The 25,577-nt window shown below is 73.5% G+C and carries 2 protein-coding genes (1 of these 2 only partly in view); both read right to left on the reverse strand.

The window, feature by feature from the left end; translation table 11 throughout:
* A protein-coding gene (locus AB0L06_RS35735) for a non-ribosomal peptide synthase/polyketide synthase (protein ID WP_500235606.1) crosses the window boundary here: on the reverse strand, positions 1-8,307 show its start. Its footprint begins 8,799 nt before the window's first position; 8,307 of the gene's 17,106 nt are visible here — the first part of the coding sequence; the start codon lies at positions 8,305-8,307; its stop codon lies off the left edge, out of view.
* A 5-nt stretch (positions 8,308-8,312) separates the two neighbouring features.
* On the reverse strand, positions 8,313-25,424 hold the full coding sequence (locus AB0L06_RS35740; RefSeq protein ID WP_500235607.1) for a non-ribosomal peptide synthetase: 17,112 nt from the start codon (positions 25,422-25,424) through the stop codon (positions 8,313-8,315).
* Positions 25,425-25,577 lie beyond the last annotated feature (153 nt).

Here is a 25,577-nt window from a genome sequence, read left to right on the forward strand (position 1 = left end):
CCGCTCACGCTCGATGAGGTCGGCCAGGTAGCCCGGATCGCGATGACCGTCCGGCCGGGCCATCACCACGCCCGCGCCCGCCATCAACGGCCAGAAGAACTCCCAAACCGACACATCGAAACCGAACGGCGTCTTCTGCAACACCCGATCCCCGGCCGACAAACCGAACTCGCCCTGCATCCACACCAAACGGTTGACGATCCCCTCATGAGAGACCACCACCCCCTTCGGCACACCCGTCGAACCCGACGTATAGATCACATACGCCGCATCCCGCCCTGAGATCTGCACATCTGGTCGAGTGGTCGGGAAGCTCGCGAAGGTGTCGGAGCCGTCCAGGATCGCCACGGGATCGGCGTCCTCGAGCATCCGGGCGATGCGTTCCCGCGGCAGATCGGTGTCGATGGGCAGGTAGGCCGCGCCCGCCTTCACCACACCCAACAACACCGCCACCAAGCGGGCCGAACGCGGCACCGCCACCGCCACGACCCGCCCCGGACCAGCCCCAAGACCCCTCAGGTAATTGGCGACACGATTCGCCTCACACTCCAACTCGCCAAACGACCAACACGCATCCTCAGCCACCACCGCCACCGCATCCGGCGACGACCGCACCTGCCGCTCGAACAACTCCGGCAAGCTCGCCGGAGCCACAGGAACATCCGTGGCATTCCACTCGGACAACACCAGATGCCGTTCCTCGGCATCGAGCACCGTGACCTGGCTGAGCGGACGGTCCGGTTCGGCAGCAGCCTGAGCCAGGAACCGAACGAGACGATCGGCCAGCGACCGCGCCGTGACCTCGTCGAACAGGTCGGCCGAGTAGTCGAGCCCCGCCCAGAGCCCGGTGCCGCCGTCGCCGTGACGGTGACGCTCGGAGAAGGTGAAGTGGAGGTCGAACCGCGAGGGGTGCGCTCCCCTCAGCCCTTCAGGACGGATCTGGACGTCGGGCAGATTCCAGTTCGCGCGCGGGGCGTTCTGGAAGGTCAGCATCACCTGGAACAGCGGATGCCGCGCCAGGGACCGGGCCGGGGACAGTTCCTCCACCAGCCGCTCGAACGGGACGTCCTGATGGGCGTAGGCGGCCAGGTCGGTCTCGCGGACCCGCTCCAGCAGCTCGGCGAACGTCGGATCGCCGCTCGCATCGGTGCGCAGCACCAGAGTGTTGACGAAGGATCCGGCGAGATCGTCGAGCGCCGGGTCGGGGCGTCCGGCGACCGGCGTTCCGAGCGGGACGTCGTCGCCCGCGCCGACCCTCGACAGCAGCGCCGCCAGCCCGGCCTGGAGCACCATGAAGAGCGTCGCGCCGCCTCGCCGGGCGATCTCGAGCAGGCGATCATGGGTGGCCGCGTCCAGGCCGAACTCCACATGCCCGCCGCGATGGGAGGCCATGGCGGGACGGGTCCGGTCCGTGGGCAGAGACAACTCTTCCGGCGACCCGGCCAAGGCCGACCGCCAGTACTCGACCTGCCCCTCCGCGGTCTGCTCCTGCTGCCACAAGGCGAAATCCGCGTACTGCACCGGCAAGGGCGCCCACTCCGGGGCCTCACCGTGGCGGCGGGCGGTGTACGCCGAGGACAGATCGCGCGCCAGGACGCCCATCGACCAGCCGTCGCCCGCGATGTGGTGGACGACGATCACCAGGACGTGATCGTCCGGGGCCGCTCGCAGCAGTTCCATTCGCCACGGAATCTCGTGGGCGACGTCGAACCCGCGCGCGGCGGCGGCCTCGGCGAGGGAGCCGGCCTGGTCACCGGTCGTCGCGTCCTTGACGACCAGCTCGGGCCGGGCGTCCGCCAAGACGTGCTGAACCGGATCGCCGTCGATGTCGGGGAAGACGGTGCGGAGGGTCTCGTGCCGTTCGGCGACGTCGCCGATCGCGGCGTCCAGGGCCGCCACGTCCAGATCGCCCCGCAGCCGAAGGACGAGCGGGATGTTGTAGACCGCGCCGGTGTCCTCCATCTGGTTGAGGAACCACATGCGGCGCTGGGCAAAGGACAGTGGCAGCCGTTCCGGCCTCGGCCGTGGCGTCAGCGACGACCGTGCGGCGTCCGGTGTGGCGTCCGTGCTCTCGGCACGCACGGCCAGCGCGGCGGGTGTGGGGGTCGTGAACAGGTCCCGGACGCCGATCTCGGCCCCGAGGACGGCCCGGATCCGCGCGACCAGACGCATCCCGAGCAGCGAGTCGCCGCCCAGCTCGAAGAACCCGTCGTCCGGACCGACCCGCTCCAGCCCCAGCAGCTCGGCGAAGAGCCCGCAGACGATCTCCTCGACCGCTGTACGCGGCTCGCGGTCCGATGCCAGCGCCGCGAAGTCCGGGGCGGGAAGCGCGGCACGGTCGAGCTTGCCGTTCACCGTCACCGGGAGGTTCGGCACGGACACGATCGCCGCCGGGACCATGTACTCCGGCAGCCGCTCCGCCGCCGATCGCCGCAACTCCCGAACGTCCAGCTCGCCGTCGGCCACGACGTAGGCCACCAGGCGCTCGTCCTTGACGAGTACGGCGACATCGCCTACTCCGCCCGTCCCGGTCAGGACGGCCTCAACCTCACCCGGCTCGATCCGGAAGCCACGGATCTTCACCTGGTCATCGACCCGGCCACCGAACAGGAGCTCGCCGTCGCGAGTCCACCGCGCCAGATCACCCGTCCGATACATCCGCCCACCATCGAACGGGCACGCCACGAACCGCTCAGCGGTCAACCCCGGACGATGCAGATAGCCGCGCGCGAGTTGAACTCCCGCGATGTACAGCTCCCCCTGCACACCCGGCGGCACGGGCCGGAGGAACTCGTCCAGCACATACAACCGCGTGTTCCAGATCGGGTGCCCAATCGGAACCAGGACGGATTCCCGCTCTACGGGGCAGGGCCAGTGGGTGACGTCGACGCTCGCCTCCGTCGGCCCGTACAGGTTGTGCAACGGAGCCGACATCAGTTGGTGGTAGCGCTCCACCACCTCAGAAGGCAGCGCCTCCCCGCTGCACATCACCCGACGCAGCGAACCGCATCGTCCCTCGGTCACCTCGGAGAGAAACACACGAAGCATCGACGGGACGAAATGAGCCGTCGTGACCCGCTCACGCTCGATGAGGTCGGCCAGGTAGCCCGGATCGCGATGACCGTCCGGCCGGGCCATCACCACGCCCGCGCCCGCCATCAACGGCCAGAAGAACTCCCAAACCGACACATCGAAACCGAACGGCGTCTTCTGCAACACCCGATCCCCGGCCGACAAACCGAACTCGCCCTGCATCCACACCAAACGGTTGACGATCCCCTCATGAGAGACCACCACCCCCTTCGGCACACCCGTCGAACCCGACGTATAGATCACATACGCCGCATCCCGCCCCGAGATCCACACATCCGGCGGAGAAACAGGAAGACCGGCAAAAGCTTCGGAATCATCGACCCGCACCACCGGACGTGAACCGGGATCGACAGCCAAGTCTGCGGTCGTGAGCACCGCGACCGGATCGGCGTCGGCGATCATCCGGGCGATCCGTTCACCCGGCAGGTCGATGTCGATGGGCAGGTAGGCCGCGCCCGCCTTCACCACACCCAGCAACACCGCCACCAGACGAGCCGAACGCGGCACCGCCACCGCCACGACCCGCCCCGGACCAGCCCCAAGACCCCTCAGGTAATTGGCGACACGATTCGCCTCACACTCCAACTCGCCATACGACCAACACGCATCCTCAGCCACCACCGCCACCGCATCCGGCGACGACCGCACCTGCCGCTCGAACAACTCAGACAAGGTCGCCGGAGCCACAGGAACATCCGTGGCATTCCAGCCGGACAGCACTTGGGACCGTTCCTCTGTGGAGAGGACCGTGACGGCACCGGTCCGTACACGTGGATCAGCGGCGGCCTGTTCCAGGACGCGGACGAGGCGGTCGGCCAGCGAGCGCGCCGTGGCCTCGTCGAACAGGTCCGCGGCGTACACGAGGGATCCGTCGAGTCCGCCCGGCGCGCCGCCGGCGGCGTAGCGTTCCCCGACGCCGAAGGACAGGTCGAACCGCACCGCGCCGCTTCCTGGGGAGTAGCGCTCGGTGTCGAGGCCGGCGAGGTTCCAGGTCGCGTGCGGGGCGTTCTGGAAGGTCAGCATCACCTGGAACAGCGGATGCCGACCCAGAGACCGGGCCGGGGCCAGCTCCTCCACCAGCCGCTCGAACGGCACTCCCTGATGGGCGAACGCCGCCAGGTCCGCCTCGCGGACCCGTCCGAGGAGCTCTGCGAACGACGGGTCGCCCGTGAGGTCCGTCCGCAGCACGAGGGTGTTCACGAAGGAGCCGACGAGCCGGTCCAGCGCGGCGTCCTCCCGTCCGGCGACGGCGGTGCCGAGGGGGACGTCCGTGCCGCCGCCCATGCGGGACAGCAGCAGGGAGAGCCCGGCCTGGACGACCATGAAGAGTGTCGCGCGGCCCCGGCGGGCGATCCGGAGCAGCCGGGCGTGGGTCGCGGCGTCCACCGCGAAGGCGACGCGGCCGCTCCGGTGGCTCGGTACGGCGGGACGCGGCCGGTCGGCGGGCAGGGGGATCTCCTCGGGCAGCCCGGCCAGCGCCGAACGCCAGTGCTCGACCTGCCCTTCGGTGTCCCGCTCCCGCTCCCACAGTGCGAAGTCGGCGTACTGCACCGGCAGCGCGGCCCACCCGGGCCGCTCATCCCGGCGGCGCGCCGCGTACGCCGCGGAGAGGTCGGCCGCGAGGGTCCCCATCGACCAGCCGTCGGCGGCGATGTGATGGACGACGATCACCAGGATGTGATCGTCGGGGGACAGCCGCAGCAGGTCGGCGCGCCAGGGCGGGGCGGTCGCCAGGTCGAAGCGGCGCGAGGCGAGGTCGGCGACGAGCGCGGGAGCCTGTTCCTCGGTGACCTCAGCGCGGGTGAGTGCGGGCCGGAAGTCCGGCAGGACGTGCTGGCAAGGTTCGCCGTCCAGGTCGGGGAAGGTGGTGCGCAGGGTCTCGTGCCGCTCGGCGAGGTCGGCGAGCGCCGCCTCCAGCGCCTGCGCGTCGAGCTCGCCGCGCAGGCGGAGCGCGAGGGGGATGTTGTAGGCGGCGGTGGTGTCGTCGAGTTGCTCGAGGAACCACATGCGGCGCTGCGCGAACGACAGGGGCACGCGGTCGGGACGGTCCCGGGGTGTGAGCGGGGCGCGACGGCTTCCGGGACCACCGTCGTGGACGAGCGCGGCGACGGCCTCGGGCGTGGGCGTGGCGAACAGCGCACGGACGCTGACCTCGGCGTCCAGCACGGCCCGGAGCCGGGTGATCAGACGCATGGCGAGCAGGGAGTCGCCGCCGAGGTCGAAGAACCCGTCGTCGGCGCCGACCCGTTCGAGTCCGAGGACCTCGGCGAACAGCCCGCACACGATCTCCTCGACCGCCGTGCGCGGCGCCCTGCCGGTGGCCAGGGCCGCGTAGTCGGGGGCGGGGAGCGCGGCGCGGTCGAGCTTGCCGTTCACCGTCATGGGGATCCGGGGCACGGCCACCACCGCCGCCGGAACCATGTGGTCGGGCAGCCGCCCGGTGGCGAACCGCCGCAGTTCCCGCTCGTCCAGGCCGCCTTCGGGGACGATGTAGGCGACGAGCTGGCGGTCGCCGGCACGGTCCTCGCGCGCCACGACGGCGATCTGCCCCACCGAAGGGTGCCGGGCGAGGACGGCCTCGATCTCGCCGGGCTCGATCCGGAAGCCGCGGATCTTCACCTGGTCGTCGGCGCGGCCGTCGAACACCAGCCGTCCGTCGCGGGTCCAGTGCGCCAGGTCGCCGCTCCGGTACATCCGCTCGCCCGGCCCACCGAACAGGCACGCGACGAACCGCTCGGCGGTCAGCCCGGCCCTGTCCAGATAGCCCTGCGCCAGGCCGCGCCCGGCGACGTACATCTCCCCCGTGACGCCCGGCGGGACCGGCTGCAGCGATGAGTCCAGGACCAGCACGCGGGTGTTCGGCAGCGGGTGCCCGATCACGCTTCCCCCGCCCGCCGCGGCGGACTCCTCGTCGAGGTGGATCTCGGTGACATGGACCGTGGTCTCGGTGATGCCGTACAGGTTCATCAGCATCGGGGCGTCCTGCGGGAAGCGCGCGTACCAGGCCGCGAGCCGTCCCGGCTCCAGGGCCTCGCCGCCGAACTGCACGAACCGCAACGCCAGATCGGCCGGGGCCACCGGCATCAGCTGGTAGAACGCCGACGGCGTCTGGCTCAGCACCGTCACCCGCTCATCGACCAGCAACGACGCGAACCGTTCCGGCGACCGGCTCGTCTCGTGGTCGACCACCACCACGCGCCCACCCGACAGCAGCGGACCCCACAACTCCCACACCGAGAAGTCGAACGCGTAGGAGTGGAACAGCGTCCAGACGTCGTCCGGTCCGAACCCGAACTTCTCCGCCGCCGCCGAGATCAACGCGACCACGTTCGACCGCGGGACCACCACGCCCTTCGGACGGCCCGTCGAACCCGACGTGTAGATCACATAGGCCGGTAGGTCACGGGGGACGTCGCCTTCCCGGCCGGGCGCGGGAAGGTCGGCGGGACGCGCCGGAGTCGGAGCGTCCAGCGCGACGCGGGGCACGTTCACGTCCGCGGGCAGGGCGTTCAGCGCCGCCGGCATTCCGAGCACGGCGGCGGGACGGGCGTCGGCGAGGACATAGGCGATCCGCTCCGCCGGAGAGTCGACGTCCACCGGCACATACGCCGCGCCCGCCTTCACCACTCCGACGACCGACGCGACCGTCCACGCCGACCGCGGCAGAAGCAGCATGACCCGCGCGCCCGGCCCGACGCCGCACTCACGCAGGAGCCCGGCGACCCGATCGGCCTCGGCGTCCAGTTCCCCATACGTCCACCGCGTCTCACCCGCGACCACGGCGACGGCGTCCGGCGAATCGGCGACACGCGCCTCGAACAACTCCACCAGCGACGCGTCCGGCACCGGCACCGCCGTGTCGTTCCACTCCTCGACGACCTGGGCGCGTTCGCCGCCGACCAGGCTCTCGACCGCGCCGACGCGGACGCCGGGGTCGGTGGCGACCTGCTCCATGACGCGCATCAGCCGCGCCGCCAGGAGTTCCACGGTGTCGCGGTCGAGGCAGTCGGGGCGGTAGCCGAGCAGCAGTTCCAGGCGCCGCCGGGGAAGGACATTGACGGTCAGCGGGTAGTGGGTGGCGTCCCGTCCACCGACGGGCCGGATGGTCAGGCCCCCTTCGCGGCCCGCGGGAACCGCGCCCCCGGGGTCGCGCGGGTAGTTCTCGTAGGCGAAGAGGGTGTCGAAGGAGACGCCGTTCCCGGCGGCGCGCTGGATCTCGGTGAGGCCGAGGAACTGGTGCTCCATGAGCGCCGAGTGCCGCCGCTGCAGGTCGGTCAGCATCGTCTCGAACGCGTCGGACGGGTCGAGCCGGACCCGGACGGGGACGGCGTTGAGGAACAGCCCGAGCATGCTCTCCACGCCGGGCAGGTCGAGCGGACGGCTGGCGACGGTCGCGCCGAACACCACGTCGTCGCGTCCGGTGAGCTTGCCCAGCACCAGGCCCCACACGCCCTGGACGACGGTGTTGAGGGTGAGGTTGCGCCGCCGCGCCAGCTCGCGGAGGGCGTCGCTGACCTCCTCGGACGCGGTGACGGAGATCTGCTCGGGGACCGTGGCCGGACGGGCCGGATCGTCCTCCACGATGACGGTGGGTTCGGCTCCGGCGAGTTCGGCGCGCCAGGCGTCACGCGCGGCGTCGTGATCCTGCCGGGCCAGCCAGGCCAGATAATCCCGATAGGGCGTGACCGGCGGCAGATGCGAGGCATCACCACCCGCCTCGTACACCGAACGCAACTCACGCAACAACACCGGCAGCGACCACCCGTCCAACAGGATGTGGTGGTTGGTCAGGATCAGGCGGTGGACGCCGTCGCCCAGCCGGACGAGCAGGAGCCGCAGAAGGGGCGGCACGGCGAGGTCGAAGCGCCGGTCGCGCTCCTCGGCGGCGAGGCGTTCGACCTCGGCCGCCGCGTCCTCGGGCGGGAAGCCGGACAGGTCCGCGGTCCGCCACGGCAGGGTCACCGCGCGCGGGACCACCTGGACGGGCCGTCCGACCGAGGACGGCATGCGGAAGCAGGCCCGGAGGTTGGCGTGCCGCCGCAGCATCGCCTCCCAGGACTCCTTCAGCACCGCCGCGTCGACCTCGCCGCCCAACTCCAGGATGTGCTGGCCGACGTAGACGTCGGGCGCCCGCTCGTCCAGGGACGCGTGGAACAGCAGGCCCTCCTGCATCGGCGACAACGGCCAGACGTCCTCTACGCGCTGCGGGCTCATCGCGTTCACCAATCCCAGTCCGTGTCGCCGGCGAATTCGGATTCCAGCTCCTCGACCTGGTCCTGGTCCAGGGCGAGCAGGGGGAAGTCGGAGGGGGTGTGGCCACCCGCCGCGGGATCCTCCGCGTGCGCGGCGATTCCGGCGAGCATGTCCATCCACGACCGCCCGATCTCATCGATCTCGGACTCACCAAGTATCTCCGGCAGCCATCCGAAGGAAAGCGTCAGAATTGAACAGTCGGACAGGTCCCGCACCGCCGCCGTCACCTCCAACGCGTGGAGAGCCGGCATCTCGGAGCCGCCCTGTCCCCCCATGGACAGGGGTTGCCAGAAACGGCCGCTTCCGGTATCCGAATCGGCGGCGTAAGAGAATCTGCCGAGATAGTTGAAGGCGACCTGCGGTGCCGCATATTCAGAAAGGACGGGACGTGATTCGGGGTCGGAATAGCGCAACGCCCCATAGCCCAGGCCGTCCCCGGGAATCCCCCGCATCTGCTCCTTGACGCGCTTGACCAATGCGCCCGCCTCAGCGCCGCCACGCCCGACGTCCGCGAGCGACAGGCCACCCGCGTCCAACCGCACGGGGTAGACGCACGTGAACCAGCCGACCGTCCGCGACAGGTCGCCTCCGCCGCCGGAGCGACCGTGCCCCTCGACGTCCACGAGGAAGCCGCGGTCCGGTCTGCCCGGCACCTGCCCGCGCCAGGTGTGCAGGGCCGCCGTGAGCCCGGCGAGGAGCACTTCGTTCACGCCCGCGTGGAACCGGCCGGGAACCACGCCGAGGAGCGCGGCGGTGACGTCGGCGGGGACGGTGAGGGAGGTCCGGCGCATGGACGACTCCCGGTCCCGGCCCGGTTCCACCGCTCGCGTGCCGGGCAGGCCGTGCCCGCCGTCCAGGATCGCCCGCCACGCTTCCCGCTCGTCTCGTCGCGCGGCGGTCCGTCCGTCGAACCACCGCGCCCAGGCCCGGAAGCTCTGGGCCACCGGGTCCAGAGTGGGTGGACGTCCCTCGGCCAAGGCGGTGTCCGCGACCGCGAGGTCGGGCAGCAGGACCCGCCACGACACGCCGTCGGCGACCAGGTGATGCACCACGACCAGCAGGCGGCCCGCCGCGCCGGGACCGCGATCCAGCCAGACCAGCCGCAGCACCTGGCCCTTCCGCGCGTCCAGATCGGCGGCACCGGCCTGGGCGGCGATCGCCTCCCTCAGCCCGTCCTCGTCCATCGCGGACGCGTCCAGGCGCGACACCAGGTCCGACGCCGCGACCGAGCCCACCGGGCCGACCTCGATCACGCCCTCGCCCAGCCGGGCGCGCAGCATGTCGTGACGGTCGACGACGGCCTGGAGGGCGGCCTCGAGACGGTCCATGGTCAGGTCGGACGGCACGTCCGTGACCGTCCACTGGCTGAGGCCGCCGGACAGCGCGTCCGGCCCGCCCGCCTCGACGAGCCATCGCATCACGGGCGTCAGGGGAACGGTTCCGGTGCCGTCCTCGCCGGGACGGGCCTGCGGCGTCGCCGGTTCCGTCCGGGCCACCCGCGCGAGACCGGCCGGGGAGACGAACTCGAAGACGTCCTGCGCGCTGATCACCACGCCCGCGCGCCGGGCCCGGGCCACCAGCTGCATCGACATGATCGAATCGCCGCCGAGATCGAAGAACCCGTCCTCGGCCCCGACCCGCTCCAGTCCCAGGACCTCGGCGAACAGGGCGCACAGGGTCGCCTCCAGCGGCGTCCGCGGCTCGCGGGCGCCGACCGGGCCCGCGAGGTCGGGGGCCGGGAGGGCGGCGCGGTCGAGCTTGCCGTTCACCGTGACCGGCAGCGCGTCGAGCGCGACCACCGCCGACGGGACCATGTACTCGGGCAGCCGGTCCGCCGCGAAGCTCCGCAGTTCCTCGGGGTCCCCTTCCATCACCGCGTAGGCGACCAGGCGTTTGTCACCCGGACGGTCCTCCCGGGCGACCACCGCGACCTGCCCCACCGCGTCATGACCGGTGAGCACCGCCTCGATCTCCCCGGGCTCCACCCGGAACCCACGGATCTTCACCTGCTCGTCCGCGCGGCCCGCGAAGAGCAGGTGCCCGTCCGGGGACCAGCGCGCGAGGTCGCCCGTCCGGTACATCCGCCCGCCACCGAACGGGCACGCCACGAACCGCTCGGCGGTCATGCCGGGCCGGTTCAGGTAGCCGCGCGCCAGTCCCACTCCCGCCACGTACAGCTCGCCGACGGCGCCGGGCGGGACGGGCCGGAGGAACTCGTCCAGGACGAAGACACGGGTGTCCGCCAGGGGACGGCCGATGGGCAGGACCCCGCCGGGTTCGTCGCCCGGTGCGAGCAGGTGGCCGGTCGCGCACAACGTGATCTCGGTCGGCCCGTACAGGTGCTGGATCGTGGCGACCGGGTTCGCCTCACGCACCCGCGTCACCGCGGACGGCGGGACGACGTCGCCGCCGGTCAGCAGCCGCCGCACGCCTGTGAAGGAGCCGGGGTCCTCGTCGGCGAGCACCCGGAACGCGCCCGCCGTGATGTGCACGGCCGTCAGGTGATGCCCGGTGGCCAGGTCGCGCAGGACGGTCCCGTCCAGCTCGGTGCCCGGGGGCGCGATGACGACTCGTCCGCCGCAGGCCAGCGGCACCCACAACTCGAACACCGACGCGTCGAACGCGAACGGCGCATGCATCAGGACCCGCGACGACTCGTCCACACCCCACCACGGATCCGACACCAACGACCCCACACCCGCATGCGTGACCGCAACCCCCTTCGGGACACCGGTCGAACCCGACGTGAACATCACGTACGCCAGGTCGTCGCCCGTGACCGGAAGGCCGGGTGCGGCGGGCGCGGGCCCTTCGGACGCCGTCCAGTCGCGCGCGTCAGCCGAAGTGACGATGGCCGCGGCCCGGACCTGGTCGAGCACGGCCGCGCGCCGCGCGCCGGGCCACGACGGGTCCAGCGGGACATAGGCGGCACCGGCCCGCCAGACGCCGAGGAGAACCGCGACCAGTTCGGCCGACCGTTCCATCTCCACGGCCACGCGGTCGCCGCGCCGCACCCCGGACGCGATCAGCCGCGCGGCGATCCGGCGGGACGCCGCGTCCAGGTCGCCGCGGCTCCACCGGGACCGTCCGGCCACGACCGCCGTCGCCAGCGGGTTCCGGGCGGCCCAGCGGTCCACGAGCACGGGGACCGGGGGCGCCTCGCCGGGCCGGGCGGTGTCGTTCCACTCCTCGATGACCTGGTCGCGTTCCCGAGCGGTGAGCACCTCCACCCCGCTCGGCCGCAGTCCGGGGTCGGCGGCGAGCGCGTCCAGCACGCGGACGAACCGGTCGGCGAGAAGCCGGACGGTGCCGGGGTCGAACAGTTCGGCCGCATAGGCGACGTACCCGCGCATCCCCGCGGCGGCGCCCTCGTCGTCGCGTCCGGTGGTCAGGCTGAACGACAGGTCGAACTTCACCGCGTCCGTGCCGACCCGGAGCCGCTCGACCCGCGCGCCCGCCAGCGTCCACGCCTCGGGCGCCAGGTCCTGGACGCCGAGGGAGACCTGGAACAGCGGGTGCCGGGCCAGGGAGCGCTCGGGGGCCAGCTCGTCCACCAGGCGCTCGAACGGGACGTCCTGTCCGGTGTAGGCGGCGAGGTCGGTCTCCCGGACGCGCGCGACCAGGTCCGCGAAGGCCGGGTCGCCGCTCAGGTCCGCGCGCAGCACCAGGGTGTTGACGAAGAAGCCCGCGAGGCCGTCCAGGGCGGCGTCGCCACGTCCGGACACCGCCGTCCCGACCGGCACGTCGTCGCCCGCGCCGAGCCGCGACAGCAGCACCGCCAGCGCCGACTGGACCACCATGAACAGCGTCGCCCGGCCACGCCGCGCCACCTCCACCAGGCGCGCGTGCGTCTCGGGCCCGACCTCGAACGCGATCCGCCCGCCACGATGGCTCGCCACCGCCGGACGCGGACGGTCGTAGGGCAGCGCGAGTTCTGCCGGAAGGTCCGCCAGCGCCGTCCGCCACCGGCCGAGCTGGGCGCTGAGGACGCTGTCGGCATCGTCCTCGCTGCCGATCGTCTCGCGCTGCCAGAGGGCGTAGTCGGCGTACTGCACCGGCAGCGCCGGCCAGGCGGGGGCCCGGCCCTCGCGGCGGCACGCGTAGGCGGCCGACAGATCCCGCGCGAGCACGTCCATCGACCAGCCGTCGGCCGCGACGTGGTGCACGACGACCACCAGGACCTGGTCTCCCGGTGCGAGTCGCAGCAGTTCCGCGCGCCACGGTGTCTCGGCGGCGAGATCGAAGCCGCGCCCGGCCATCGCGGCCACGTGGGCTTCGACGCCGTCCTCGTCCAGGTCGCGGACGGCGAGGCGCGGGCGGGCCTCCGGTCCGTCCAGCACACGCTGGTGAGGGTCTCCCCCGATGTCGGGAAAGATCGTCCGCAGGGTCTCATGCCGGTCGGCGACGTCGCCCAGCGCCGCCTCCAGCGCGGTGACGTCCAGGTCGCCCCGGATGCGCAGGGCCAGCGGGACGTTGTAGGTGCCGCCCGCGTCCTCCAGCCGGTTGAGGAACCACATCCGCAGCTGGGCGAACGACAGCGGCACCTGTTCCGGACGTGGCCGGGGCGACAGGGCCGGACGCCGGGCCGCGCCCCGTCGCGCCAGCGCCGCCACGCCCGCCGGGGTCGGTTGCCCGAACAACTCGCGGATCGTGATCTCCGCGTCCAGGACGGCACGGACCCGCGCGACCAGCCGCATCGCGAGCAGTGAGTCGCCGCCCAGGTCGAAGAACCCGTCCTCGGGGCCGACCCGTTCCATCCCCAGGACCTCGGCGAACAGGCCGCACACGATCTCCTCGACCGCCGTGCGCGGCTCACGCGTGGACGCCGTCCCGGCGACGGCCGGAACCGGGAGGGCGGCCCGGTCGAGTTTGCCGTTGGCGGTGACCGGCAGGGCGTCGAGCGTGACGACCGCCGACGGGACCATGTACTCCGGCAGCCGCTCGGCGACATGGCGCCGCAGCGCCCCCTCCTCCAGCGGGGCGCCGGACACCACGAAGGCGACCAGGCGTTTGTCGCCCGGACGGTCCTCCCGGGCGATGACCGCGACCTGACCCACGGCGTCGTGTCCCGCGAGGACGGCCTCGACCTCGCCCGGCTCCACCCGGAACCCGCGGATCTTCAGCTGCTCGTCCGCTCGGCCCGCGAAGACCAGTTCGCCGTCCCTCGTCCAGCGCGCGAGGTCCCCGGTCCGGTACATCCGGCCGTCGCCGAACGGGCACGCGACGAAGCGTTCCGCCGTGAGGGCGGCCTGGCCGAGGTAGCCTCGCGCCAGCCCGGCACCGGCGACGAAGAGCTCGCCCACCACCCCCGGCGGCACCGGACGCAGGAACCGGTCCAACACGTACACCCGCGTGTCGGCCAGGGGGCCGCCGATCGGCAGGAGACCGTCGTCCCGCGGGACGGCCGTGTGGCCCGTCGCGCACAACGTGATCTCGGTCGGCCCGTACAAATGCCGGACGGCGACGTCGGGGCACGCCTTCCGCAACCCCGCCACCGCCGCCGGCGGCACGACGTCGCCGCCGGTCAACACCTCGCGCAGCGACGCGAAGGCCCGAGGATCCTCGTCCGCGAGCACCCGGAACATCCCGGCCGTCACATGCGCATGGGTCAGCCCGTGCCGCGCCGCCGCCTCACGCAGGACCGCGCCGTCCACCTCGCCGGGCGGCGCGATGACGACTCGTCCGCCGCAGGCCAGCGGCACCCACAACTCGAACACCGACGCGTCGAACGCGAACGGCGCATGCATCAGAACCCGCGACGACTCGTCCACACCCCACCACGGATCCGACACCAACGACCCCACACCCGCATGCGTGACCGCAACCCCCTTCGGGACACCGGTCGAACCCGACGTGAACATCACGTACGCCAGGTCGTCTCCGCCGACGGGCACCGGTGGACGGGGACACCCCGTGGGCGATGTGGTGATGTCGATCAGCCGGGCGGGAGCCGCGTCCGGCAGAGCCCTCAAGGTTCGTGCCGTGCCTAGCACCACGGACGGGGACGCGTCGGCGAGCAGCCGGGCGACGCGCTCGGCCGGATGGTCAGGGTCGATCGGCACGTAGGCCGCACCTGCCCGCCACACGCCCAGCAGCACCGCGACCAGCTCCGCCGAACGCCCGAGCGCCACTCCCACCCGGTCGCCACGCCGGACGCCGTGCTCGGCCAGCAGGGTCGCGATCCGCCCGGCCTCGGCCGCGAGGTCGGCGTAGGTCCAGCGGGCGGCGTCCGTCGTCACCGCCAAAGCGTCCGGGGTCCGGCCGGCCCACCGGTCGACGAGCTCGGGCACGGCGGGGGCGGGAGCGGGACGGTCGGTCGCGTTCCAGTCGCGGACGACACGCCGCCGCTCGTCGCCGATGAGCACGTCGAGCGCGCCGAGGCGGGTCGCCGGGGCGTCCGCGACCTGTTCCAGGACGTGCACCAGCCTGTCGGTCAGGAGCCGCGCGGTGGACGCGTCGAACAGGTCGGCCGCATAGGCGAGTGAGCCCCGTGTCCCGGACAGTGTGAAGGTCAGGTCGAACTTCACCGCGCCCGTCTCCACGGGGACCTCGACGGCGGTCGTCCCGGCGAGGTCCCAGTCGGCCTTCGGGAGGTCCTGGACTCCCAGCGACACCTGGAACAGCGGGTGATGCGCCAGGGAACGGGCCGGGGCGAGTTCCTCCACCAGCCGTTCGAACGGAACGTCCTGATGGGCGTAGGCGGCCAGATCGGTCTCGCGGACCCGTTCCAGCAGCTCGGCGAACGTCGGGTCGCCACTCACGTCGGTGCGCAGCACCAGGGTGTTCACGAAGAACCCGACGAGCCCGTCCAGCGCGGCCTCACCACGCCCGGCCACGGCCGTGCCCACCGGGATGTCGTCGCCCGCGCCCAGCCGCGACAGCAGCGCCGCCAGCCCGGCCTGGACGACCATGAACAGGGTGGTCCGGCTGCGTCGGGCCAGCCCGGTGAGCGCCGTGAGCGTCTCCGGAGCGAGGTCGAACCCGATCTGCCCGCCCCGGTGGGTGGCGACGGCCGGGCGGGGGCGGTCGGAGGGCAGCGCGAGCTGCTCGGGCGCTCCCGCGAGCGCGGTGCGCCAGTGGGCGAGCTGCGCGGCGACCAGGCTGCCCGGATCGTCCTCGTCGCCCACGACCTCGCGCTGCCAGAGCGCGTAGTCGGCGTACTGCACGGGCAGCGGTTCCCACTCCGGCGCCGCACCCCCGCGACGCGCCTCGTACGCCGTGGACAGGTCCCGGGCGAGGACGCCCATCGACCATCCGTCGGCCGCGATGTGGTGCACGACCGGCATCAGGACGTGCTCGGCCGGGCCGAGCCGCCACAGCTCCACCCGCCAGGGCGGCTCGGCGGCGAGGTCGAAGCCGCGCCCGGCCGCCGCCCGAAGCATCCCGGGCAGCTCCTGCTCGATGATCTCGCGCGGGACGAGGGCCGGGTACGCCTCGTCCCCGGTCAGGACCCGCTGAAAGGGCTCACCGTCGAGGTCGGGGAACACGGTGCGGAGCGCCTCGTGCCGGTCGGCCACGTCCCGGACCGCCGCCTCGAGCGCCGTGACGTCCAGCTCGCCCAGCAGCCGCAGGGCCAGGGGAACGTTGTAGAGGCCGCCCGCGTCCTCGAGCCGGTCCAGGAACCACATCCGGGCCTGGGCGAAGGACGGCGGCGTCGGCTCCGGTCGCGGGCGGGGTGCGAGGGCGGGGCCGGACGCGGCGCGCCCGCCGAGGCCCGCCAGGGCGACGAGCCCGGCGGGGGTCGGGGCCTCGAACACGTCCGTGACGCTCAGCTCGACGCCGAGGACCGCGCGGGCGCGCGCCACCAGCCGCATCGCCAGCAGGGAGTCGCCGCCGAGGTCGAAGAACCCGTCGTCCACGCCCACGCGGTCCAGCCCGAGGACCTCGGCGAGCAGCCCGCACGTGATCTCCTCCACGGCGGTGCGCGGCTCACGGCCCGCCGTCGCGGCGTGCTCGGGTGCGGGCAGTGCGGCCCGGTCGAGCTTGCCGTTCGCCGTCACGGGCAGCTCCGGCACGCCGACCACCGCCGACGGGACCATGTACTCCGGCAGCCGCCCGGCCACGAATCGGCGCAGCGCCGCCGCGTCCGCGGCTCCGGCGGCGGCCGGGACGACGTAGGCGACCAGCCTGCGGTCCCCGGGCCGGTCCTCGCGGGCGATCACGGCGACGTCGGCGACCGCCTCGTGCGCGGCGAGGACGGCCTCGACCTCGCCGGGCTCGATCCGGAACCCGCGGATCTTCACCTGGTCGTCGCCGCGCCCGGCGAACATCAGCGCGCCGTCCGCCGTCCAGCGGGCCAGGTCGCCGGTGCGGTACATGCGCCCGGCGGCGAACGGGCAGGCCACGAAGCGTTCGGCGGTCAGGGCGGCGCGGTCCAGGTAGCCGCGCGCCAGGCCGGCGCCGGCGACGTACAGCTCACCGACCACGCCGGGCGGCACCGGACGCAGCCGGGAATCGAGCACGAACACCCGCATGCCGTTCAGCGGCCGGCCGATCGGCAGCGACGCGGCGTCGGCCGACGTCACGACATGGCCGGTCGCGCACAGGGTGACCTCGGTCGGGCCGTACAGGTGCCGGACGACCGTGTCCGGGCAGGCCGCCCGGACGGCCGCGACCGAGGCCGCCGGGACGACGTCGCCGCCGGTCAGCACCTCGTCCAGCGCGGCGAAGCAGCCGGGCGCCTCGTCGGCGAGCACCCGGAACATCCCCGCCGTGACGTGCACGTGGGTGAGCCCGGCGCCGGTGACCAGGGCGCGCAGCGCGTGGGCGTCCAGGTCTCCCGGCGGCGCGAGCACGACCTGCCCGCCCGCCGCCAGCGGCACCCACAGCTCCAGCACGGACGCGTCGAACCCGTACGGCGCGTGGGCGAGGATCCGGGACGACTCGCCCAGGCCCCACCAGGGGTCCGCGACCAGCGCGGCGAGCCCCTCGTGGGTCACCGCGACGCCCTTGGGCTCGCCGGTGGAACCCGAGGTGTACATGACATAGGCCAGGTCGTCCGGTGCGAGCGGGACACGCCCGGGCCGGGCCTCCCCTGTCCAGACCCACTCCCCGAGGGCCAGGGCCCGCGGTCCCGCGGGGACGTGTTCCTCAAGGTCAGGGGCCACCAGGACGGCCGTGGCCCCGGTTCCCGCGAGCACGGTCGCCCGGCGCGGCGCGGGCCAGGCGGCGTCCACCGGGACGTAGGCGGCGCCCGCCTTCCACACGCCGAGCAGCGCCGCGACCAGCTCGGCCGAACGCTCCGCCATGACACCGACGCGGTCCCCGCGGCGGACACCGGCTTCGACGAGCCGGGCGGCGATCCGGGCGGCGGCGGCGTCCAGCTCACCGTGGCTCCAGCGGCGTTCCCCGGCCTTCAGTGCCGTCGCCGCGGGCGCGGCCGCCGCCCGCGCCTCGATCAGGTCGCGGACCGTCGCTCCCGCCGCGGGGGACGGCGGTTCCTCTCCCCCGGCGACGACGAGCCGCCGCTCGGCTGCGGTCAGCACGTCCACCTCGCCGACCGGACGCGCCGGATCGGCCGTCACCTGCCGCAGCGTCCTGACGAACCGGTCGGCGATCCGCCGCGCGGTGCCGCGGTCGAACAGGTCGGCGGCGAAGAGCAGCGTGCCGCGCAGCCCCGCCGCCGCGTCCCGGTCCACCGCCGCGAAGGCGAACGACAGGTCGAACTTGACGATCCCGGTCTCGACGGGAAGCCGCTCGACACCGAGCCCGGCCAGCTCCCAGTCCACCTCCCGGACGTCCCGCATGCCGAGCGACACCTGGAACAGCGGATGCCGGGCGAGCGAGCGGGCCGGGGCCAGCTCCTCCACCAGCCGCTCGAACGGCACGTCCTGGTGGGCGTAGGCGGCCAGGTCGCTCTCGCGGACCCGCTCCACCAGTTCGCCGAACGCCGGGTCGCCGCTCAGATCGGCCCGCAGCACGAGCGTGTTGCTGAAGAAGCCGACGAGGTCGTCCAGCCGGGCGTCGTCCCGGCCGGTGACGATGGTGCCGACGGGGATGTCCTCGCCCGCGCCGAGCCGTGACAGCAGCACCGCCAGCGCCGCCTGCACGACCATGAACGGCGTGGCGCGGTGCCGGCGCGCGACGTCCAGCAGCGCGGCGTGCGTGGCGGCGTCGATGTCGAAGGCGACCTGGCCGCCCCGCCGCCCGGGGGCGGCCGGGCGCGGCCGGTCATAGGGCAGCGCCAGCTCGTCGGGGAGTCCCGCGAGCGCCGTCCGCCAGTGCCCGATCCGGGTTCCGAGCACGCTGCCCGGATCGTTCTCGTCACCGAGGGCGGCGCGCTGCCAGAGCGCGTGGTCGGCGACCTGGACCGGCAGCTCGCCCCAGCCGGGTGCGCCGCCGCCGCGGCGCGCGGCGTAGGCGGCGGCCAGGTCGCGGGCCAGCACGCGCACCGACCATTCGTCCGCGGCGATGTGGTGGACGACGAGGACGAGCACGTGGTCGTCCGGGGCGACGCGCAGCAGGTCCGCCCTCCACGCCGGTGCGGCGGACACGTCGAACCCCCGGCCGGTCAGCTCCGCGACGTGCGCCTCGACCTGGTCGGCGGCCACCTCGCGCACCTGCAGGACGGGCCGTCCCCCGGCGGGCGGGAGAACCCTCTGCCGGGGGACGCCGTCCGACTCGGGGAAGACGGTGCGGAGCACCTCGTGGCGCTCGGCCACGTCGGCGAGTGCCGCTTCCAGCGCGGGCACGTCCAGCGCGCCCGTCAGGCGCAGCGGGAGCCGGACGTTGTAGGCCGCCTCCTGATCCGCGAGCCGGTTGAGGAACCACATGCGCCGTTGCGCGTGGGACAGCGGGACGGTCTCCGGCCGGGGCCCGGACGTGAGCGGCCGCGCGGGGCCGCCCGCGCTCCGTTCTCCCGCGAGCGCCGCGATGGCCGCCGCGGTCGGGTTCGCGAACAGCTCGCGGATCCCGATGCCCGGGCCCAGCACGTCCTTCAGGCGCGTGGTGAGGCGCATGGCCAGAAGGGAGTCGCCGCCCAGCTCGAAGAACCCGTCGTCCGGACCGACCCGGTCCAGGCCGAGGACCTCGGCGAACGCTCCGCACACGATCCCTTCCAGCGCCGTGCGCGGTGCGCGCTGCGTGGTCCGGCCGGCGAAGTCGGGGACGGGGAGCGCGGCCCGGTCGAGCTTGCCGTTCACCGTCATCGGGATTTGCGGCAGAGCCACGACCGCCGCCGGAACCATGTACGCGGGCAGGCGGTCGGCCGCGAGCCGGAGCAGTTCCCGCTCGTCCAGGCCGCCGTCCGGCACGACGTAGGCCACGAGCCGTCCGTCCTGGGCCGACACCGCGACCTGCCCGACGCCGCCGTGCTCGGCCAGCACCGCTTCGATCTCGCCGGGCTCGACGCGGAAGCCGCGGATCTTCACCTGGTCGTCGGCGCGGCCATCGAACACCAGCCGCCCGTCGCGGGTCCAGTGCGCCAGGTCGCCGCTCCGGTACATCCGCTGCCCCGGACTGCCGAAGGGGCACGCGACGAACCGCTCGGCGGTCAGGGCGACACGACCGAGATATCCCTGTGCCAGGCCGTGCCCGGCGACGTACATCTCCCCCGTGACGCCCGGCGCGACCGGCTGCAACGACTCGTCCAGGACCAGCACACGGGTGTTCGGCAGCGGCCCGCCGATCACGCTTCCCAGCCCTGAGGCCGCGGACTCCTCGTCCAGGCGGAGCTCGGTGACATGGACCGTGGTCTCGGTGATGCCGTACATGTTCACCAGCACCGGTGCGTCCTCGCCGAGGCGCGCGTACCAGGGCGCCAGGCGGCCCGGCTCCAGCGCTTCGCCGCCGAACACGACGTACCGCAGCATCGAGTCGGCCGCGGTGACCGGCATCAGTTGATAGAACGCCGACGGCGTCTGGCTCAGCACCGTCACGTGTTCGTCGACCAGCAGGGAAGCGAACCGCACCGGGGATCGGCTCGTCTCGTGGTCGACGACGATCAGGCGCCCGCCCGACAGCAGCGGTCCCCACAACTCCCACACCGAGAAGTCGAACGCGTAGGAGTGGAACAGCGTCCAGACGTCGTCCGGTCCGAACCCGAATTCTCCGGTCGCTGCGGAAATCAACGCCACGACGTTCGATTGCGGAACGACGACGCCCTTCGGGCGGCCCGTCGACCCCGACGTGTAGATCACATAGGCCGCTGCGCCGCCGGGCATGCGAACAGCGGGCGAGGTGTGGACGGCATCATCGCGCTCGTCGTCCAGGCAGACCTGGGCAACCGGAACATCCGCGGGGAGACCCGCGAGGGTCGCGCTCGTTCCGAGCACGGTGGCGGGACGGGCGTCGGCGAGCACAAAGGCGATCCGCTCCGCCGGAGAGTCGACGTCCACCGGCACATACGCCGCGCCCGCCTTCACCACCCCGACGACCGCCGCGACCGTCCACGCCGAACGCGGCAACAGCAGCGCCACCATGTCGCCCGGCCGGGTCCCGCTCTCGGCCAGCAGGTGCGCCACACGGTTGGCTTCGGCGTCCAGCTCCGCATATGTCCACCGCATCTCGCCGCTCACCACGGCGACGGCGTCCGGGGACCCGGCGACACGCGCCTCGAACAACTCCACCAGCGACACGTCCGGCACCGGCACCGCCGTGTCGTTCCACTCCTCGACGACCTGGGCGCGTTCGGCCCCGGTCAGGACGGCGAGGTCGGCGACACGAACGGAGGGATCGGCTGCCACCTGCTCCAGGACGCGCACCAGCCGCGCCACCAGGGCTTCGGCGGTGGACGGGTCGAAGCGGTCGGTGGCGTATTCGAGGAAGGCGTCGATGCCGTCCGGAGTGTCGGTGACGTTGAACAGCAGGTCGAACTTCGCCCCCTGGACCGCGCCCTGGGGGATCGGTTCCGCGCGCAGGCCGGGAAGGTTCCAGGTGCCTTCAGGGGTGTTCTGGTAGGCGAACATCACCTGGAACAAAGGGTGCCGGTCGAGGGAGCGGGCCGGGGCCAGCTCGTCCACGAGGCGTTCGAACGGCAGGTCCTGGTGGGCGTAGGCGGCGAGGTCGGTGTGCCGGACACGGCCGAGCAGGTCGAGGAAGGTCGGGTCGCCGGTCACGTCGGTGCGCAGCACGAGGGTGTTGACGAACGAGCCCGCCAGGTCGTCGAGTGCCGGGTCGTCCCGCCCGGCGACGACCGTTCCGAGCGGCACGTCGGTGCCCGCGCCCAGCCGCGACAGGAGTGCCGCCAGCCCTGCCTGCACCACCATGAAGAGCGTCGCCCGGCCTCGCCGCGCCACGTCGGTCAGGCGTGCGCGAGTCCCGGCGGGAAGGGCGAAGGCGACGCGCCCGGCCGGGGATCCGGCGCCGGACGGGCGGGGCCGGTCGGCGGGCAGCGCGATCTCCTCGGGCAGCCCGGCGAGCGCGGCCCGCCAATGGTCGAGACGGCCGCGCAGGACGCTGCCCGGATCGTCCTCGTCGCCCAGCAGGTCCCGCTGCCACAGCGTGTGGTCGGCGTACTGGACCGGCAGCGGCCTCCAGTCCGGTGCCATCCCGTCCAGGCGTGCGGTGTAGGCCGCCGACAGGTCGCGGACGAGCACGCCCGTCGACCAGGCGTCCGCGGCGATGTGGTGCACGACGATCACCAGGAGGTGCTCGTCCGGCCCGGTGCGCAGCAGTTCCGCGCGCCAGGGGGGACGGGTGGCGAGGTCGAATCCCCGGCCGCAGATCTCGGCGACCTTCCCGGCGGCGTCGTCGGCGTCCGTCTCGTGCCGGACGAGTTCCGGGTGCGCGTCGTCGAGCACGTGCTGCCAGGGAACGCCCTCTTCCTCGGGGAAGACGGTGCGGAGGCTCTCGTGCCGGTCCGCGACGTCCGCCAGGGCGGCCTGCAGCGCCGCCGCGTCCAGTCGGCCGGTCAGGCGCACCACCAGCGGCACGTTGTAGACGGCCCCCGTGTCCTCCAGCCGGTTGAGGAACCACATGCGTGCCTGCGCGAACGACAGTGGAACCCGTTCAGGACGGCCCGTGGCGCGCAGCGGTGCGCGGCGGCCGTCACCGTCACCGGCGGAGACGAGGGCCGCCAGGCCGGCGGGGGTGGGGGCGGCGAAGACGTCGGCGACCGTGAGGCCGGTCGACAGGGCGGCGGCGAGCCGGGCCGCCAGTCGCATCGCCGACAGCGAGTCGCCGCCGAGCTCGAAGAACGCGTCGTCCGGACCGACCCGGTCCAGGCCGAGGACCTCGGCGAACACCCCGCACACGATCTCCTCGGCCGCCGTGCGCGGCGCCCGCTCCGCGGCCCGCCTCGCGAGGCCGGGAGCGGGCAGCGCGGCAGTGTCGAGTTTGCCGTTGACGGTGCGCGGCAGGTCGCCTACGACGATCACGGCGGACGGGACCATGTGCTCCGGGAGCCGCTCGGCGGCGAACCCCCGCAGCTCGGCCTCCGTCGGCGCGGTCCCGGGCGCGTCGGCGGAGGGGACGACGTAGGCGACCAGCCTCCGGCCTCCGGAGTGGTCGTCGCGGACGGCGACGGCCGCGCGGCGGACACCGGGATGCGCGGTCAGCGCCGTGGCGATCTCGCCCGGCTCGATCCGGAAGCCGCGGATCTTCACCTGGTCGTCCGCCCGGCCCGCGAACACCAGCTCGCCCTCGGCCGTCCACCTGGCCAGATCGCCCGTCCGGTACATGCGGCCCGCGCCGAACGGGCACGCGACGAACCGCTCGGCGGTCAGGCCGGGCCGGCGCAGGTAGCCACGGGCCAGCCCGGTGCCCGCGACGTACAGCTCACCGACCGCGCCGGGCGGCACGGGCCGCAGGTGGCGGTCCAGGACGTAGACCTGGGTGTCGTCCATCGGACGCCCGATCGGAACCGGTCCGGGAGCGACCTCGTCGCCGGGTTCGATGACGTGCTGGACGCAGTTGACGGTCAGCTCGGTCGGCCCGTACGCGTTGGTCAGGCGCGCCTCCGGGTGCCTCGCGCGCCATTCCCGGACGGCCTCGCCGAACAGCGCCTCGCCGCCGACCACCAGGTCGCGCGCCGGGGACAGCTCACCCGGCAGGTCGGTGAGCACCGACAGATGGCTCGGGGTGACCTTCATGAAGGTGGCCGGCTCGGCGCGCAGCCGCTGCAGGCTCGCCTCGGCGGGGGTGTCGAGGCCGGTCAGCTCGATCCGTCCGCCGGTCGTCAGCGGCGTGTAGAGGCCCGTCACGGTGAGGTCGAACACGAGCGGGCTCGGCACGATCGCGACGCCGCCCGCCCCCGGGTAGGCGCGGGCGCTGAACCGCAGGTAGTCCGCCACCGCGCGGTGGGAGACGACCACACCCTTGGGCGTCCCGGTCGAGCCGGACGTGTAGAGGACGTAGGCGGGGTGATCGGGCAGCAGCGGGACGGTCCGGTCGGCGTCCTCCGGCGACGTGCTCGGGAACGCCGCGAGTCCGGTCGCCGGGTCGTCCAGGGCGAGCCAGGGCAGGTCGCGGCCGGTGGGGGCGATGCCGGTGAGATCGATGCCGGTGAGATCAACGCCGGATCCCGTGACGCCGAGCACGAGGACGGGCGCGGCGTCCTCCAGGGTGCGGGCGATGCGCCGGGCGGGATGCGCCGGATCGACCGGCAGGTAGGCGGCCCCGGCCTTCAGCACACCGAGGGCGGCGGCGACCATCCATACCGACCGGGGCATGGCCAGCGCCACCAGGTCTTCGGGGCCCGCACCCCGGGCGATCAGCAGGCGGGCGACGCGGTTGGCGGCGACGTCCAGTTCCGCGTACGTCCACTCGCCGTCGGCCGCCGCGACCGCGATCGCTTCCGGGGTGTGGGCGGCCTGCCGTTCGAACAACTGCGGGAGGAGTTCGACCGGGGCCGTGTGGGGGCGCTCGGTGGCGTTCCAGTCGGTGACGACGCGCCGGTGCTCGGCATCGTCAAGCAGGTCAGGTCCGCCGAGCGGCAAGGAGGGATCGGTGGCGAAGCGTTCCAGCAGGCGGGCGAACCGGTGCGCGAGCGACCGGGCGGTGCCGGGGTCGAACAGGTCGGTGGCGTAGAGCAGTTCGCTGTCGTCGCCCGCGAGATGGAACCACAGGTCGAGGTCCGTCCAGTCGGGTCCGGCGGCGATCTCGGAGACCTCGAGCCCGGCGAGTTCCCACAGCGGCCGGCCGGACCGGCCGACGTCCAGACCGACCTGGAACAGCGGATGCCGGGCACGCGACCGGGTCGGGTCGAGCCCGTCGACCAACCGGGCGAACGGCAGATTCCGGTGCGGCCGGGCGGCCTCCTCGGCGGCGCAAACGTCTTCGACGAATTCCCCGAAGGTCCCGCCGCCGCCGGGGACTGCGACGCGGGTGAGCGTCCAGTCGGTGAACGGCCCGGCGAGTTCGGCGTCCCCTGCGGCGCGGCCGTCCGCCGTCATCCCGATGGGGATGTCGTCGCCCGCGCCGAGCCGCGACAGCAGGACGGCGAGCGCGGCCCGTGCCGTCGCCGCCGGGATTCCCGAGGGCGCCGTGAATCCGATCCGTCCGGCCGATCGGGTCGCGACCGCGGGACGCGACCGGTCGGTCGGAAGCGCGAGCACGTCGGGCAGCCCGGCGAGCGCCGACGTCCAGTAGGCGAGGTCGGCGTCCACCGTCGCGTCCAGCCCGGCCTGCCGGCGCGCCGCGCTCTCGGCGAACCGCAGCGGCGACCATCCGGGGTCGCGGCCCTCGAGCCGGGCGGCGTACGCCGTGGCCAGGTCGCGGGCCAGGACGGACGCGGAGGCGGCGTCGGCGGCGATCCGGTGGACGACCAGGACCAGCACGTGCTCCCGCGCGCCCGTCCGCAGCAGTTCGGCGCGCAGCGGCGGCTCGGCGGTCAGGTCGAACCCGCGTCCGGCCGCGTCGGCCCCCTGGCCGGCCGGGTCCTCCGGCACGACGTCACAGATGGCGAGCGGCTGCTCGAGCTCCGGCAGCACTCGCGCGCCCGGGACGCCGTCGTCCTCGGGGAACAGCGTTCGCAGGATCTCGTGGCGGCCGGCCAGGTCCCCGAGCGCCGCGGAGAGCGCCGCCGTGTCCAGGTCGCCGCGCAGCCGCAGCGCCACCCGGACGCCATGGTGCCCGCGCCCCGCGTCCAGCCGGTCGAGGAACCAGAACCGCGTCTGCGTGAACGACAACGGATCAGACATGTGTCACTCCTGTCCATGAACCGTCTTGGGGGGGCGGGTACGAGCGCAGGCGTGACCCGCGGCAGGGCCGACCGGCCACGGACCGGACCATGGAACGAGCCATGGATCGGGCCGGTCACGGATCGGACCTGCCGCGAGGCGGACCTGGCCTAA

The sequence above is a fragment of the Spirillospora sp. NPDC052269 genome, from assembly GCF_040679435.1.
In the GTDB taxonomy this organism is placed as follows: Bacteria; Actinomycetota; Actinomycetes; order Streptosporangiales; family Streptosporangiaceae; genus Spirillospora.

Bases quoted from the DNA above. Each gene is read 5' to 3' on its own strand.
- AB0L06_RS35740 (WP_500235607.1), bottom strand. From the start codon at position 25,424: ATGTCTGATCCGTTGTCGTTCACGCAGACGCGGTTCTGGTTCCTCGAC.